The 16,114-nt window shown below is 53.3% G+C and carries 17 protein-coding genes; all 17 read right to left on the bottom strand.

Annotated elements, in window-relative coordinates:
• Positions 1 to 201: 201 nt before the first annotated feature.
• A complete protein-coding gene (gene lysS, locus MKZ07_RS23980; protein ID WP_036696489.1) occupies positions 202 to 1,716 on the bottom strand; it encodes a lysine--tRNA ligase in 1,515 nt (504 codons plus the stop codon).
• Between the two features lie 165 nt (positions 1,717 to 1,881).
• Positions 1,882 to 2,361, bottom strand: coding sequence for a transcription elongation factor GreA (gene greA, locus MKZ07_RS23975; protein WP_036696487.1), 480 nt, complete (start codon positions 2,359 to 2,361; stop codon positions 1,882 to 1,884).
• 224 nt (positions 2,362 to 2,585) lie between these two features.
• Positions 2,586 to 3,602: a tRNA dihydrouridine synthase DusB gene (dusB, locus tag MKZ07_RS23970; protein WP_036696485.1), complete on the bottom strand. Its 1,017-nt coding sequence runs from the start codon at positions 3,600 to 3,602 to the stop codon at positions 2,586 to 2,588.
• 45 nt (positions 3,603 to 3,647) lie between these two features.
• Positions 3,648 to 3,857, bottom strand: a complete 210-nt coding sequence (locus MKZ07_RS23965) for a helix-turn-helix domain-containing protein (protein ID WP_036696484.1) — start codon at positions 3,855 to 3,857, stop codon at positions 3,648 to 3,650.
• On the bottom strand, positions 3,809 to 4,360 hold the full coding sequence (folK, locus tag MKZ07_RS23960; RefSeq protein WP_076161674.1) for a 2-amino-4-hydroxy-6-hydroxymethyldihydropteridine diphosphokinase: 552 nt from the start codon (positions 4,358 to 4,360) through the stop codon (positions 3,809 to 3,811). The genes MKZ07_RS23965 and folK overlap by 49 nt, the downstream gene beginning before the upstream one ends.
• Before the next feature lie 9 nt (positions 4,361 to 4,369).
• Positions 4,370 to 4,732 carry a dihydroneopterin aldolase gene (gene folB, locus MKZ07_RS23955; RefSeq protein ID WP_036696480.1) on the bottom strand — a complete coding sequence of 121 codons (363 nt, stop codon included), beginning with the start codon at positions 4,730 to 4,732 and terminating at the stop codon, positions 4,370 to 4,372.
• A 33-nt stretch (positions 4,733 to 4,765) separates the two neighbouring features.
• Entirely contained in the window at positions 4,766 to 5,623 is an 858-nt protein-coding gene (gene folP / locus MKZ07_RS23950; RefSeq protein ID WP_036696478.1) for a dihydropteroate synthase, read from the bottom strand.
• A complete protein-coding gene (locus MKZ07_RS23945; RefSeq protein ID WP_341027842.1) occupies positions 5,620 to 6,498 on the bottom strand; it encodes an aminotransferase class IV in 879 nt (292 codons plus the stop codon). The genes folP and MKZ07_RS23945 overlap by 4 nt, the downstream gene beginning before the upstream one ends.
• Complete coding sequence (pabA, locus tag MKZ07_RS23940) at positions 6,495 to 7,076, bottom strand: aminodeoxychorismate/anthranilate synthase component II (RefSeq protein WP_036696474.1); 582 nt, start codon at positions 7,074 to 7,076, stop codon at positions 6,495 to 6,497. Before pabA ends, MKZ07_RS23945 begins: the two co-directional genes overlap by 4 nt.
• On the bottom strand, positions 7,073 to 8,695 hold the full coding sequence (locus MKZ07_RS23935) for an anthranilate synthase component I family protein (protein ID WP_036696472.1): 1,623 nt from the start codon (positions 8,693 to 8,695) through the stop codon (positions 7,073 to 7,075). The genes pabA and MKZ07_RS23935 overlap by 4 nt, the downstream gene beginning before the upstream one ends.
• A gap of 174 nt (positions 8,696 to 8,869) precedes the next feature.
• Positions 8,870 to 9,808, bottom strand: a complete 939-nt coding sequence (gene cysK, locus MKZ07_RS23930) for a cysteine synthase A (RefSeq protein ID WP_036696469.1) — start codon at positions 9,806 to 9,808, stop codon at positions 8,870 to 8,872.
• 174 nt (positions 9,809 to 9,982) lie between these two features.
• Positions 9,983 to 10,927, bottom strand: a complete 945-nt coding sequence (locus MKZ07_RS23925) for a peptidylprolyl isomerase (RefSeq protein ID WP_051493677.1) — start codon at positions 10,925 to 10,927, stop codon at positions 9,983 to 9,985.
• Between the two features lie 9 nt (positions 10,928 to 10,936).
• Positions 10,937 to 11,821, bottom strand: coding sequence for an Hsp33 family molecular chaperone HslO (gene hslO, locus MKZ07_RS23920; RefSeq protein ID WP_036696468.1), 885 nt, complete (start codon positions 11,819 to 11,821; stop codon positions 10,937 to 10,939).
• A gap of 51 nt (positions 11,822 to 11,872) precedes the next feature.
• Complete coding sequence (locus MKZ07_RS23915; RefSeq protein ID WP_036696465.1) at positions 11,873 to 12,640, bottom strand: type III pantothenate kinase; 768 nt, start codon at positions 12,638 to 12,640, stop codon at positions 11,873 to 11,875.
• Positions 12,640 to 13,512 (bottom strand): carboxylating nicotinate-nucleotide diphosphorylase, encoded by an 873-nt coding sequence (gene nadC, locus MKZ07_RS23910; RefSeq protein ID WP_036696463.1) that lies wholly within the window; start codon positions 13,510 to 13,512, stop codon positions 12,640 to 12,642. Before nadC ends, MKZ07_RS23915 begins: the two co-directional genes overlap by 1 nt.
• Positions 13,502 to 15,118 carry an L-aspartate oxidase gene (nadB, locus tag MKZ07_RS23905; protein WP_036696459.1) on the bottom strand — a complete coding sequence of 539 codons (1,617 nt, stop codon included), beginning with the start codon at positions 15,116 to 15,118 and terminating at the stop codon, positions 13,502 to 13,504. Before nadB ends, nadC begins: the two co-directional genes overlap by 11 nt.
• 39 nt (positions 15,119 to 15,157) lie before the next feature.
• Positions 15,158 to 16,096, bottom strand: coding sequence for a quinolinate synthase NadA (gene nadA / locus MKZ07_RS23900; RefSeq protein ID WP_036696456.1), 939 nt, complete (start codon positions 16,094 to 16,096; stop codon positions 15,158 to 15,160).
• Positions 16,097 to 16,114: the final 18 nt, after the last annotated feature.

The following is a 16,114-nucleotide window of genomic DNA, read 5'->3' as shown; positions in this document are numbered from 1 at the left end:
ACCGATCAATGCAAGCTCTTTTTTCAACTTCTTTTCGAGCTCGGCGTTGATGTTTCGCGGCCAGAAATAGAATATATCACGGATAGAGATTCATTGCAAGCATTATTTCTAAATCATTTGACCAGAGCATTTAATCCCCCGATGCCAAGAGAACTGCCTGAGCAGCTCTCTTAGTTATCCGGGTCGGACTAAGAGAAACCCTTAGTCTTTATTACGCATATGTGGGAACAGCAGTACATCACGGATAGACGCTGAATTGGTCAGCAGCATGATCAGACGGTCTACACCGATTCCAAGGCCCCCTGTTGGCGGCATGCCGTACTCCAGAGCACGGATGAAATCATCATCCATCTCATGGGCTTCATCATTGCCCTGCTCTTTCTCGTGAATCTGTGCTTCGAAGCGCTGGCGCTGGTCAATCGGATCATTCAGCTCGCTGAACGCATTGGCATGCTCGCGGGCTACAATGAACAGCTCGAACCGGTCGGTGAAGCGCGGGTCCTCTTCATTCTTTTTGGCAAGCGGTGAGATCTCTACAGGATGTCCCATAACGAAGGTCGGCTGAATCAGCGTCTCTTCCACAAACTGCTCGAAGAACGCATTGAGGATATGTCCAAAGCTCATATGCTTCTCCACTGGTACCCGGTGTTCCTTAGCCAGAGCCTGTGCTTCTTCATCCGTCATCTGAACACCGAAGTCCACCCCGGTTACTTCCTTAACGGCATCCACCATAGTCACACGGCGCCAGCCTGGAGACAGATCTACTTCCTGTCCCTGATAATTAATCACCTGGGAGCCAAGTACCTCCTGGGCAATATGAGCGATCAGGCTCTCTGTCAGATGCATAATGTCCTTGTAATCCGCATACGCTTCATACAGCTCGATCATTGTGAATTCCGGATTATGGCGTGTTGAAATACCTTCATTACGGTATACACGGCCAATCTCATAGACTTTCTCCAGACCGCCGACGATTAGACGCTTCAAGTGCAGTTCAATGGCAATCCGCATATACAGCTGCATGTCCAGCGTGTTGTGGTGGGTAATAAACGGACGGGCCGCTGCTCCGCCTGCGATAGCATGCAGGGTTGGAGTCTCCACCTCCAAATAGCCCAGCGAGTCCAAATAACGGCGCATCGACTGGATGATCCGTGAACGCATGATGAAGGTCTGCTGTACCTCAGGATTAATGATCAGGTCCACATAACGCTGACGGTAGCGGAGTTCTACATCCTTCAGACCATGATACTTCTCAGGAAGCGGGAGCAGGGACTTGGACAGCACCTCAAGGTTATCTACTTTAATAGAGGTTTCGCCGGTCTTTGTCTTGAACAGGGTTCCCCGGATACCGACGATATCGCCAAGATCAAGGATCGTGAAGGCTGCATATTGTGACTCAGGGATACTGTCCTGGCGCACATAGATCTGGATTTTGCCGCTAAGATCCTGGATGTGAGAAAAGCTTGCCTTGCCCATGACCCGTTTCGCCATAATGCGTCCAGCCACACTGACCTCCAGCGCCAGCTCGTCCAGCTCTTCCTTGGTTTGCCCGTCGTATTTGGCCAGAAGATCGCCAGCAGCAGCGGTACGCTCATATTTCTTGCCAAAAGGATCGATCCCGAGTGCGCGGAGCTCGTCCAGCTTACCCCGGCGGATCTGCAGCAATTCACTTAATTCATTCTCTGTAGTTTCGACGTTGTTGATTTCTTCCGTCATGTTCTTCATCCTCTCTTACTCACTATACAAAAGAAGAAACGGCTCCACCCCGATCTTGAGGACAGTCCGTTCCGGTACAAAATATAAGCTGTATGTGTTCACCCATATTTTACGGCTGGTATTTACTTTGAAAAAAGCTTCCCTAAGGAAGCTTTCGGAACCGTCTTACTTCATTTTGATATCAAGAATTTTATATTGAATGACGCCTGCAGGGACACTAACATCCACAATCGTACCAATCTTCTTGCCGATGATCGCTCTGCCTACAGGGCTCTCATTAGAAATTTTGTTGTTCAGCGGATCGGATTCGGCAGTACCCACGATAGTGTACTCCATAATGTCGCCATACTCCATATCCTCAACGTTCACCGTTACCCCGATGCTTACCACATCTGTCACGATCTCATCGCTATTAATGATACGGGCATTGCGGAGCATCTTCTCCAAAGTAAGAACCCGTCCTTCAATAAAAGCCTGTTCATTCTTCGCGTCTTCATATTCCGAGTTTTCACTGATATCTCCGTAGCCGATGGCCACTTTGATACGCTCCGCCACCTCGCGGCGCTTCACGGATTTGAGGAACTCCAGTTCTTCTTCCAGACGCTTAAGTCCGTCCGGTGTAAGGATGACTTCTTTATCGCTCATCTCAACCGATTCTCCTGTCGTATACATTTATTGAAAACACCATACTATATGCGAATCCGGAGGGATCAGAACCCTCCTTCACCATTGCTCCTGCTGTAACGGCGATTTTATACTGTGAAATTATATTGGAACCGCTACAAAATGTCAATGACGCCCCATATAATGTTTAGCAATACTCAATAAAGCACACAGGAACGGGGCTTAGTCCCAGGAATATGTGAGGCTCATACGGCGAAAAGCTCGCTATCCGCGCTATTCTGGTCCTCATCCTGCCTAAGCTGACCGACAAAATCATTCAAAATCCGCACCATCTCGTCACGTTTCGTTTCTTCCATAATAACGTCCTTCACGCGGGCCGCCGCCTTAAAGCCCTTCAAATACCAGGCCAGATGCTTGCGCATCTCACGGACTGCCACCGCTTCACCCTTAAGGGCAATCAGGCGGTCCATATGAAGAATAGCTACCTTAATCTTCTCTTCGGCGCCAGGCTCCGGCATCAGCACACCACTATCCAAATATTGAATCGTCCGGTACAGCATCCACGGATTGCCCAGTGCGCCACGCCCGATCATTACACCGTCGCAGCCGGTCTGGTCCAACATCGCCCGCGCATCCTCCGGCGTATTCACATCGCCATTGCCGATCACCGGAATCGATACTGCCTCTTTAGCCATACGGATATAATTCCAGTCGGCGCGTCCAGTATAGAGTTGTTCGCGGGTCCGCCCGTGTACGCTAACTGCCGCTCCGCCAGCCCGTTCCACCGCACGCGCATTCTCTTCAACGAAGATATGCTCGCTGTCCCAGCCGATCCGCATCTTCACGGTGACCGGTTTGTCCACGGCCTCGACTACTGCGGATACCATCTCATAGATTTTGTCCGGATTCAGCAGCCAGCGTGCTCCGGCATCGCATTTGGTCACCTTCGGCACCGGGCAGCCCATATTAATGTCGATGATATCGGCATTGGTTTCTTTGTCGACAATTCTCGCCGCATCCACCAGCGATTCCCGATCTCCGCCAAAAATCTGCAGGCTCAGCGGTTTCTCGCGCTCATCGACAAACAGCATCTCACGCGTACGCTGGTTGCCATGTACGATCGCCTTGCCGCTGACCATCTCCGCACAGACCAGGCCAGTCCCGAATTCCTTGGCAATCAGACGAAATGCCGGGTTACATACGCCAGCCATAGGCGCCAGCACGACCTGATTCTTCAATTCAATATCACCAATCTTCAGCATGGCCCAATCACTTCCCTACCTCAATTTGTAACGTTCAGCCCAGTCTTATGGTGCCGGATGGGCCAATTCCTCTACTGTCACTTCCAGAAAATCCGCAATTTTATTTAAAATTTGATCTTCCAAACGTCGGTTGCCCCGCTCCACTGCGCCAAGCACAGCAAGTGATATTCCGACAGAATCCGCCAGTTCCTGCTGCGTGTAGCCCTTCAGCTTCCGGAACGCTCTGACCCGCATTCCCATACGTTTGTTGTCCACAGGCGAATTCCTGCCTTTCCGTCTATGTCTTGCAGCGCTGTTGTAATTAATCTGCGGAATCCGGAAGACTCTTCGTTCTGCGATAGGATATCGCTTAGCGGCAGAAGGACAAACGCCCGCTCCAGCATCCTCGGATGAGGCAGCGTCAGATCCGGCGTGTCCAGGGTCAGCCCCTCTACCCACAACAAATCCAAATCTACCGTTCTCGGTCCATACCGCACATCCCGGACCCGGCCTAACTGGTTCTCTGTGTCCAGCATCACATGAAGCAGCTCCTCGGGTGCCAGTGTGGTGCGCAGAACAGCCGCCATGTTAAGAAACTGAGGCTGATCCAGATAACCGACAGGCTCCGTCTCGTAGACCCGGGAGGTGCGCACTACTTCAATCTTGTCGTGATGCTCCAGCCGGTGCAGGGCTTCTCTCAAGGTGCCTTGACGGTCACCCAGGTTAGCCCCTAAAGCAATATAAGCCTCTGATGCCTCAGAGGTGGAAGGTATGTTCATCAGTCTGTCTCACTTTCTCGTCCGGCGCAATTCTACAGTGACTCCCTGGAAATGAATATCAAAAGGAGGATGCGGCTTGGTCACCTGGACCGTTACTGCATTGATAACAGTATAAGTGTCCAGTAACCCGGATGCAATATGTTCCGCCAAAGCTTCAATCAGCTTGAAGGACTGGGTTTCGACAATTTTTTTGACTACAACATGAACTTCAGCATAATTCACGGTCTGCTCCAGATCATCGCTGAGCCCTGCTCCCTGCAAATCAAGCTCCAGCTCAAGGTCGATATAATAACGCTGGCCGAGCTTCCGTTCCTCTTCAAACACTCCGTGGTAACCGTAGTACTCCATGCGGTGCAGCTTCATTTTATCCATTAAGGGTACCTGCCTTCTCTTGAAGAATATAGTCTATACGCAGAGCACAGGTGTCCCTGCATATAACATGGCGTCACACATCTCTACGGTACGTTTCATCGCCGCAATATCATGAACCCGAACAAGCTGACAGCCCTGCGCAATCCCGAAGGCGACAGTAGCCGCGGTTCCCTCAAGAACATCATCTGCGGGCAGACCGAGGGCGGTGCGGATGAATTTTTTGCGCGAAGTGGCCAGCAGCACCGGATATCCCAGCTTCGTTAGTGCGCTCAGACCGGTCATGACCTGAAGATTCTCTGTATAGTCCTTGGCGAAGCCGATTCCGGGGTCCAGAATAATATTCTCCGGCTTCACTCCCGCTGCCAGCGCCAGGTGAATGCTCTCGCTCAGGTCATCCGTCATATCGCTGATCAAATCGTTATAATTACGGTCATGCCGGTTATGCATCAGAATGATCGGACAGTCTGCCTGCGCAGCAACCGCCGCCATCTGCGGATCGGCCTTGGCTCCCCATACATCATTGATGATATGCGCACCGGCCTGAACCGCCTGACGGGCGACTTCCGCCTTGTAGGTATCTATAGAGAGGGAGAGATGCGGGGCGGCTTGATGGATGCGCTCAATGACAGGAAGTACACGGGCCAATTCCTCTTCAGCACTCACCGGCTGGTGACCCGGACGCGTGGATTCTCCGCCTATATCGATAATATCGGCCCCCTCTGCCGCCATTTGCAGCGCATGCTCTACGGCTCTATCCCGCTCCGTCCACAGGCCCCCATCCGAAAAGGAGTCCGGCGTCACATTGAGTATCCCCATAATCAGCGTACGCTTGCCCAATTTCAGCTCACTGCTTCCGCAGCGGTAAGTCCGTTCATAGATCATCGGCTTCATATCAGCATATCCGTCCTTTCTCTGTACAGCTTCATAAGTGCAGCCGTCTGCTCTCCACAGCGCCCGCTGCCTATGGTTACCCGCCGGTCTCCATTCCATAAGGTGCTTACTGGTACAATCTCCTGCACAGAATTGGTGAGGAAGATTTCATCCGCAGCCGCAAGCTGCTCCCAGCGGTACAAGCCCTGTTCAGGCTGAAGGCTGGCCGCTGCCAGCTCAAGCACCATTTCCCGGGTAATTCCCGGAAGAATCCCGGTGGCTACATCGGGGGTATAGAGCCTTTTATTGGAGATGAAAAAAATATTGCTCACAATGCCTTCGGCGAGCTCTCCCTGTGCGGTCAGCATCAGCCCCTCGGCCCCTCGCTCTGCAGACGGATATCCGGCCAATTCACGTTTTGCCAGAATGTTGTTCATATAGTGCAGCGATTTGAGTCTTACCGGGCCCTCTGGGGTATTGCGCCTGTGGTTCAGGAGCTGTAGCTCTTTGCCTTCCGTGTAAAGGCTGGCTGGTGTAACCGGAAGGGCTTTGATATAGAGCAGATGATTAGGCTGCTTATAGGCTACGGATGGCAGACCCAGAATATCCTCACCGGCCGTAACGGTGTAGCGGATATACGCCTCGTTAAGCTCATTCTTGTCCATTACAAGCCGAATCCATTCCCGCAGCCCCCGTACATCCGGCTCGAAGGGAATGCCCAACTGGCGGCAGCCCTCTGCCATTCTGCTCAGATGACGCTCCAGCAGGAAGGGCTGCCCCCCATAGGTGCGGAAGGTCTCGAACAGACCCATGCCGTACAAAAAGCCGTGATCCAGAGCGGAGACCACGGCGTCTTTGGCGTCGACTGCTTTGTTGTTAAGTCCTATATATTTCATGCCGGTTCTCCGGCTCTCCGTTTCAGGAAATTGCGCAGTATGGTATGCCCGTGATTCGTAATGATCGACTCGGGATGGAACTGTACCCCTTCAATCGGGTATTCCTTATGCCGCAAGGCCATAATCTCGCCTTCAGCGGTCTCGGCGGTAATCTCCAGACAATCCGGCAGACTCTCGCGTTCCACGATCAGTGAATGATAGCGTGTCGCTGTGAATGGAGACTCCAGCCCTTCAAATACGGAGGTGCCGTTGTGATGAATCGGCGAGGTTTTGCCATGCATAAGACGTTCTGCACGGATGACATTACCGCCAAAAGCCTGTCCAATCGCCTGGTGTCCGAGACATACGCCGAATATGGGGATGATGCCTTTGAAATGCTGCAGCAGCGCAAGGCTGATGCCTGCCTCATTCGGTGTGCAGGGACCCGGAGAGATCAGAATATGATCGGGGGCTAATGCTTCTATCTCCTCAATGCTGATCTCATCGTTGCGTGCTACCTTAACTTCTTCCCCCAGCTCACCCAAATACTGCACCAGGTTATACGTAAAGGAATCATAATTATCGATGACCAAGATCATAATGCGCTTCCTCCTTCGGCGCCGAGGGCAGCCCGCTCTTCCTGCTCGCGTTCACTGCAGAGAATGGCTTTGACTACCGCTTTGGCTTTGTTGTGGCATTCCCGGTACTCACGGTAAGGGTCCGAATCGATCACAATTCCCGCACCTGTCTGAATGTAGCCGATTCCGTCCTTCACTGCGAGCGTACGTATGATTATATTTAATTCCATATTGCCGTTATAGTCAATCCAGCCCATTGATCCAGTATATGGCCCCCGGCGGACCGGCTCCAGCTCTTCGATGATCTCCATGGTGCGCACCTTGGGCGCGCCCGTGATGGTGCCGCCGGGGAACAAGGCGGCAATGACATCGTACGCATCCCTGCCGGGTGCGACGATTCCCTCGACCTGCGAGACGAGATGCATCACATGCGAGTATCGCTCTACGGTCAGCAGCTCCGGCACGCTGACCGTTCCGTAGGCAGCGACACGGCCGATGTCGCTGCGCTCCAGATCGACAAGCATAATATGCTCGGCGATCTCCTTCTCGCTCCCGCGCAGTTCCGCCTCCATGGCGGCGTCCTCCGCGGGAGTATGGCCCCGCCGCCGGGTGCCGGCAATGGGGCGGGCGCTGACCTTGTCCCCGTGCAGCTTGACGAGCAGCTCCGGCGATGCGCTGGAGAGCGCGAAGCCGGGCGTGCGGAGCAGCCCCATGTACGGGGACGGGTTGAGTCTACGGAGCCATTCGTAGACGTCCTCGGGTGTCGATTTGAGCTGCGCCTGCTGGCGCAGCGAGAGGTTTACCTGGAATACATCCCCGGCGCGGATGTATTCCTGGACCTTCAGCACAGCCTGCTGGAAAGGCGCAGCAGAGAAATCCGAGCTCATGCCGGGCCACTCGCCGGTAATCTCGGCCTCGCTCTCTACCCTGCGGGTAAGCCCGGCGTACCTTGCAGCGGCGGCTTCTTCCGGCCCTGCCGGTGCGTAGAGAAGGCTCCACTGCTCCAGCATCCACTCCGCACGGTGCACAGCAGCCTCATACAGACTCCTTAGCCCGTCCAGGTTACCGGATAAAGTATCCGTTACAGGAATATGAACTGCACAGTAGAGCTGCTGCTCCTGCTCATCGTAGATCCACACTTCTTCCAGTCTCATGAACAGATAATCCGGAAATTCAGGGTTGTTCCTAGCAAGCGACGGCAGCTTCTCCAGGGAACGGGCCACATCATAGCCAAGAAATCCGATACAGCCTCCGGTGAATGGCGGCAGACCGTCAAGCGGCAGGCGGGGAGACGTATATTCCCTCATCCATTCCTGCAGCACTTGCAGCGGTTGGCCTTCCGTTACGGCAGACTCTATATGCCCTGAAGCCTTGGCTCCGGGAGTATAGCTCTGTGCAACAGCTCCTCGGCCTTCAATGATGGAGACAGGACTTAGACCCAGATAGGTGTAGCGTCCGCCCTTGCCGCTCTCCAGGACAACCGAATAGGGGGAAGCCTGTTCCCAGGCCTGCTTCCAGCTGCGGGGCAAGCCCTGATTGTCCTGCCGTTTCCTCAGGATCAGGGGCAAGACGCTCCAGGCTTCATCTGCCTCTGCCCACTGCTCCCAATCCTGCCAAGCCGTTAAGATCTCCACAACCATTCTCCCGCCTCATCGATAGTTTATTGCCTGTCAGTATACTGTACATAGGGTTACTTTGAAAAGCCCAAACGCCGCATGAAATATATTCATTCTTATATTTTCACAAAAAGAGCCTGCGCTATCCCTGTGAAAGCGGATAGGGCAGGCTCTTCTAACGAGCTGAATTCTCAGCAATTATACTTCAAAGTTATAGAGCGGAGTGCTCAGGTAACGTTCGCCGTTACTTGGGATGATAACAACAATCTTCTTGCCTGCGCCCAGTTCCTTCGCTACCTTCAGTGCAGCAAACACAGCCGCACCGGAGGAAATGCCGGACAGCACGCCTTCTTCCTTGGCTACGCGGCGGGCAGTTTCGAACGCTTCATCATTCTCAACATGAATAATCTCATCATAGATATCCTGGTTCAGAATTTCTGGCACGAAGTTAGCGCCGATACCCTGAATCTTGTGCGGGCCCGGTTTGCCTCCAGCCAGAATCGGTGAAGCTGCAGGTTCTACCGCATAGATCTTCACGCCCGGATATTGACTCTTCAACACTTCACCCGCACCGCTGATCGTTCCGCCTGTGCCGACACCGGCAATGAATGCATCCAGCGGGCCGCCGACAGATTCAATCGCTTCAACGATCTCCGGTCCAGTGGTCTCGCGGTGGATCTTCACGTTAGCCTTGTTCTTGAACTGCTCCGCAAGGAAATAATCCGGATTCTCGCTCAGAATCTGCTCAGCCTTCTTAACCGCACCGTTCATTCCTTCCGATCCCGGAGTCAATACCAGCTCAGCGCCGTAGGCACGCAGCAGGTTGCGGCGCTCAAGGCTCATCGTTTCCGGCATAACAATAATGGCCTTGTAACCTTTGGCAGCTGCCACAAGCGCCAGGCCGATCCCTGTATTACCGCTGGTTGCTTCTACAATCGTGCCACCCGGCTTCAGCTTGCCTTCTTTCTCAGCCTCTTCTACAATGCTGATGGCAATACGGTCTTTCACACTGGAGCCTGGATTCTGGTATTCCAGCTTCAGGAAGATCTCTGCCGAACCTTCCGGAACAATCCGGTTCAGGCGGACGAGCGGTGTGCCACCGATCAAATCTGTTACACTGTTGACGACTTTAGCCATGAGTAAAAACCTCCTTGGAATGATAAATGAATTAGGGTGCGGAACTTATGACAGATGCTATCAGCATATATTACCGTAGCTCCCGGTTCGCAATGCCTGGGTAACTAACAGTTGAAATTGTACCGCTTAATATTCCCGACTAAATCAGTAGGTTTTATATTTAATTTCATATTATCAATCTTGCAGGCTGTTGTCAATATATATTGCTGTATCGTATTTGACCCGTAATTCACGCTCCACCTGCTGCAAGGGCGCTGCCTGCTCCAGTCTCAGCTGCTGGCCGATCATCCGGTGCAGCTCCTCCTGGTCCGGCTTCACAGGATCAATCAGCTTCTCCAGACGGATCACCGCATACCCGCCGTCAATCTGCAGCGGTCCTGCGATATCCCCCTTCTCAAGCCCGGCTGCTGTCTCCAGCAGCTCCTCAGGCCAGAACGGGTCCTTCTCCTCGACCGTTCCGATACTGCCGCCGTGCTGGCGGCTTTCCTTGTCGATCGAGACCTCCCGGGCCAGCTCTGCAAAATCCTCCCCCTGCTCCAGGCGGTCCATCACTGTACCGGCCTCGTTATAGGTGGAGGTCTGGATGATAGAGAGCTGCATTTGCTTGCGGGGCATGAATCTCTCGCTATTTTGCTTCAGATAATCATCAATTTCCGCTTCACTGACCGTAATTCCGGCCGTAGCTATTGCCTGGAGTGTCAACCGGTATGCCGTCTCCTCACGCAGCTCCTGGCGGGATAGTCCAAGCTCAGACTCCATCTGCTGATAATACTGCTCTTCTGAGCTATAACCGGAGATACCGCGCAACAGTTCCTGCTCAATCTCTTCATCCGTGACCGTAATTCCCAGCGCTGCAGCTTCCTTACCCACCACAATGTGATTGAGCATATTCAGCAGCACTTCTTCCCCGTGCTTCTTCTGAAGCTCCTCTATCCATTCCTGTTCCGTGACCGGCTGGCCTCCGGCAGCAGCGACATCCGAGGCTTCTCCTTCAGCCGTCTCTGCCTTCAGCAGTGCCATGGCACGCAGGCTCCAGAATAATAGCCCTCCCAGCACCAGCGTTGCCACGGCAAGTAATATAACGGCATTGCGCAGCGCGCGCTCCTGTCTTGTCACCATCTCATATCCCTAAGACTTCGCTTGATCGAGGATTACCTGCAGTTCATCCTTGTTAAATACATAGCTCTCATTGCAATAATGGCAGACGACTTCTGCCGTATCATCTTCTTCAATCAGCCGTTCCAGTTCGTGCTCACCCAGGCTGACCAGAGTCTGCTCAATCCGTTCCCGTGAGCACTGACATACAAAGCGGACCTCCAGCTCATCCAGGATCACAGCATCCGGCAGCAGCAGCCGCAGCATTTCCTCAGGCTCAAGCCCCTGATCCAGCACGGACGTAACCGAAGGCATGGCTCCAACCGCTTGCTCAACCTCGGTAATTTGCTCATCTGTCAGGCCGGGCAGCAACTGAATAATAAAGCCTCCAGCAACTCTAACCGAATTATCAGTCTCCACCAATACTCCAAGTCCTACAGCAGCAGGCGTTTGCTCCGAGAGAGCAAAATAATAAGTGAAATCCTCACCCAGCTCTCCCGAAACGATAGGCACACTGCCGCGGTACGGCTCCTTCATCCCCAGATCCTTGCTGACATCAATGAAGCCTTCCGTTCCTACCGCCCCTGCGACATCCAGCTTGCCCATACTGTTGCTTGGCAGATGAACATGAGGATTGTTAACATAGCCGCGAACTTCTCCCAGGGCATTGGATTCAGCCGTAATCTGCCCGAGTGGACCGTTTCCTTTGACCATAATCGCGAGTTTCTCCTGCCCCTTGAGCATGGCCCCCATTATAGCTGCGGCCGTAACCGTACGTCCAAGCGCTGCCGTAGCCGTCGGATACGTATCATGTCTGCGCCGCAATTCATCGACAAGCTCTGTGGTACGGACAGCGAACGCTCTGACTCTTCCGTTCATAGCCGTCCCCCGGACCAGCCGGTCCTTCTTATTATCCATTGGGTGCATACTCCTCCTATCTATCTGTTCTGTATAGGTTCATCTTTAAGATTATTTGTTACGGTTGTAAATAATGCGCAATCCTTCAAGCGTCAGCATCGGATTAACCTCGTCGATACATTCTGTCTCACTGGCAATCAGTGAGGCCAGCCCCCCGGTGGCAATAACCTTGAGAACAGGAGCGTTCATCTCCTGCTTGATGCGTCTGACGATACCCTCAACCTGACCGGCATAGCCAAAAATTATCCCTGCCTGCATCGCATGTACAGTATTGCGTCCGATTACCTTCTTGGGCTTCTCCAGCTCGATCCGTGGCAGCTTGGATGCCCGCAGATACAGGGCCTCCGTGGAAATGCCCAGACCCGGCACGATAGCACCGCCCAGATAGTTGGCCCCGGCATCAATGCAGTCGAAGGTGGTTGCCGTACCGAAATCAACAACGACAAGCGGACATTTATACTGCTCAATCGCCGCAACGGCGTTCACAATCCGGTCCGCCCCCACTTCGCGCGGGTTCTCATAACGCAGATTAAGCCCGGTTTTGATACCGGGTCCCACAAGCAGCGGGTCCTTGCCAATGAATTTGACACACATCTCCACGATGACCTGCACGAGCGGCGGAACAACGGATGAGATGATGACCCCCTCGACATCCCTGAACGACAGATTCGACATGTTGAACAGATTATGAATCATCACACCGTATTCATCGACAGTGGACCCGCGGGCAGTGCTCAGCCGGAAATGGTGCAGCAGCTCACTGCCCCGGTAGACACCCAGTACGATGTTTGTATTGCCGATATCAACGACAAGTATCATCAGAGGGTTCCCTCCTTCTTGGCGTTCAGGTCCAGACTGATATCGAGACTCGCGAAGGAATACGTTAGCCGTCCTACCGAAATCACATCCACACCCGATTCAGCAATGCCCCGGACCGTCTCCAGAGATACATTGCCCGATGCCTCAATGGTGACATGCTTCGCCTTGGTCCGGATTCTTCTCACGGCTTCAGTCATCTGCTCAGGAGACATGTTATCGAGCATAATAATATCCGCTCCGGCCGCTAGCGCTTCCTCTACCTGCTCCAGACTCTCCGTCTCTACTTCAATGGTCATGGTGTGCGGGATATTGGCACGGGCACGCCCTACTGCCTGACGGATGCCACCGGCCCCCTTGATATGATTATCCTTAATCATTACCGCATCATACAGACCGTAACGGTGATTGGCTCCGCCGCCTATACGGACTGCATATTTCTCCAGCATCCGGTGGCCTGGTGTGGTCTTGCGGGTATCCACCAGGCGGGTCGGCAGTCCTTGAAGCTTCTCTACAAAGGAAGCCGTTCGTGAGGCCACACCGGATAACCGCTGCATCAAGTTGAGAGCAAGCCGTTCACCGGTCAGGATGGCATGGGTGCTGCCTTCTACTTCAGCAAGCACAGTGCCCTTGGAGACAGCCTGCCCTTCCTGGACCAGCGCCGTGAATACAAGCCCAGGATCAACGACCTCGAACACCAGCTCGGCCACGGGGATTCCACAAATAATCCCGTCCTCCTTAGCATGGATAATTCCCTTGGACTCATGCCCTGCGGGTATGGTTGTACGGGTGGTAATATCCCCCGAGCCGACATCTTCCTGCAGCCAGCCCTTAATAGCCTTAAGCAGGTCTTCATTATATCCGTTAAACATCATCACTTAATTCCTCCACTATTCCAAGTTCGCGAATCTGGAGCAGATGCTTCTGCCACTGTGCGTCACTGCGCAGTGGATAATCCTCACGATAATGCGCACCGCGGCTCTCCTCCCGTGCCAGGGCCGATTCGGTGATCAGCAGACAGCATGTAAGCATATTGGCGAACTCGTATTCTTCCCGTGTTGTCAGTTTGGTCTTAAAAATCGGCAGCTGGCGCTTTATCTCATCCAAGCCTTTATTCAGCATTTCCCGGTTCCGCCTCAGTCCGGCGTACCGTACCATAGCCTTTTGCAGCTTGAGCCGCCGTTCTACAATCGCCTGTGCAGGAGCTTCCACCCTTGCCTGATGATAGGCTGAGGGCAGGTTATCCCGGTCAAGCGGCGGAAGCTGGCGGATGCGTTCAATAATCCGGCGGCCGAACACAACGGCTTCCGACAAGGAGTTGCTGGCCAGCCGGTTAGCTCCCTGCACACCAGTAGATGATACCTCACCACAGGCAAACAGGCGGGCAACTGTGCTCTCTCCACTCAGGTCGGTCTTCACGCCCCCCATCATATAATGCGCAGCAGGAGCCACCGGAATCCAGTCACTTGTAATATCCAGCCCGTAGCTCATGCAGGTCGCATAAATGGTCGGGAAGCGGCGTTTAACCATATCCGCCGGTTCATGTGTAATATCCAGATAGACAAAGGTTGATTTGGTCAATTCCATCTCGCTTACAATGGCACGGGCAACAATATCCCGCGGGGCCAGCTCCTGCAGCTCATGATAACGTTCCATGAACCGCTCACCTTTAATGTTCCGCAGCACAGCACCTTCTCCCCGCACAGCCTCCGAGATCAGGAAGCGCGGAGCACCAGGATAGCTGAGTGCAGTCGGGTGAAACTGAATGAACTCCATATCCCGGATATGGGCACCGGCACGGTAGGCAATAGCTACCCCATCTCCGGTAGCCACCTCAGGATTGGTCGTGTAACGGTATAGCTGCCCTGCTCCACCGGAGCACAGGATTGTTGCATCTGCCTGCAGGAATAACCGCCCTCCATCAGGCCGCTGTACAAGCGCTCCCAGACACTCTCCGCCCTCCGTAATCAGGTCAATGACATAATGGTCATCCCAGGTCTCAATATTCTGATGCCGGGCAGCCTGTTCAGCGAGTGCGCGGACAATCTCATATCCAGTAGCATCCCCATTTGCATGTAAAATACGGCGGTGGCTATGCGCCCCCTCCTGGGTTAAGGCTAGTACACCATTCTCCTTATCGAAAATAGTGCCAAGCCGGATCAGCTCGCGTACGCCTTCGGGTCCTTCATTGACCAGCACATCGACAGCCGCAGAGGAGTTCAATCCCGCGCCGGCCATCAGGGTATCCTGACGGTGATACGCCGGCGAATCGTCCTCCGAAATGACGGCTGCAATTCCGCCCTGGGCATACCGTGTGTTGCTCTCCATTACGGTCTTCTTCGTAAGCATAATAACCTTCCGGTCTTCGCTGGCCTTGATTGCTGTGAATAACCCGGCAATACCGGAACCAATGACAAGGCAGTCTGTCTTAACTACAGGAAGTCCCTGAAGATCAAAATCAACCAAATATTGTGGAATCATGACCGCTTTTCACCTGTTTCAACGAAAGAGTAGCGCATGCTACCGGACTTGTAGCATGCGCTCTAGGGATGTTCTGGCTTTGTCGGCGACTGCAGGCGGTACATAGATCTGCGGCTTCATCGTCTCCAGGCATTTGACCAGCTTCTTCAAATTATTAACCTTCATATTAGGACACACCAGGAATTTGGTGGCAAAATGAAACTCCTTATCCGGGCTGTCCAACCGCAGCTGATACCCGGTTCCATCCTCAGTACCTACAATAAACTGCCGGCGGTCCGATTTCCGGCAATATTCCAGAATTGAGGTAGTGCTGCCTACATAATCCCCCATTGCCACGACTTCCGGGCGGCATTCGGGATGTACAACAAATTCAGCTTCCGGGTATTTGGCTCTCATCTCCATCACATCTTTGACGGTAAGCATGTCATGAGTATTGCAATAGCCCTCCCAGATAATCAGCTTCTTACCGGTCTGATCCTGCACATATTGACCCAGATTCTTGTCGGGTACCCAGATGATTTCTTCGGCATCAAGCGATTCGATCACCTTCACCGCATTCGCTGAGGTGCAGCAAATATCTGTCTCCGCCTTAATCTCTGCCGAGGAATTGATATAGGTTACTACCTTCGCACCCGGATGCTGCGCCTTCAGTTTCCGCAGCCCATCCACATTGACCATGTCAGCCATCGGGCAACCCGCACGTTCGTCAGGAATCAGGACCGTCTTGTTCGGCGCCAGAATCTTGGCACTTTCCCCCATGAAATGAACGCCGCAGAATACGATTACATCTGCCTCTGTCTCCGCTGCCTTCTGGGCCAGCAAAAAAGAGTCTCCCCGGAAATCGGCGACTTCCTGAATTTCATCACGCTGATAATAATGAGCCAGAATAATAGCATTCCGTTCCTTCTTAAGCTGTTCGAGGCGCACACGAAGTTCACGATTCTGTTCCTGCTTGCGCTCAAGCGCCAGAGCTTCCACGGTCAGTCTCCCCCTTAT

Source organism: Paenibacillus sp. FSL P4-0338, assembly GCF_038002365.1.
Lineage (GTDB): Bacteria > Bacillota > Bacilli > Paenibacillales > Paenibacillaceae > Paenibacillus_AQ.
The sequence above is the reverse complement of the archived record's forward strand: the minus strand, read 5'-3'. Positions and strand labels throughout refer to the sequence as shown.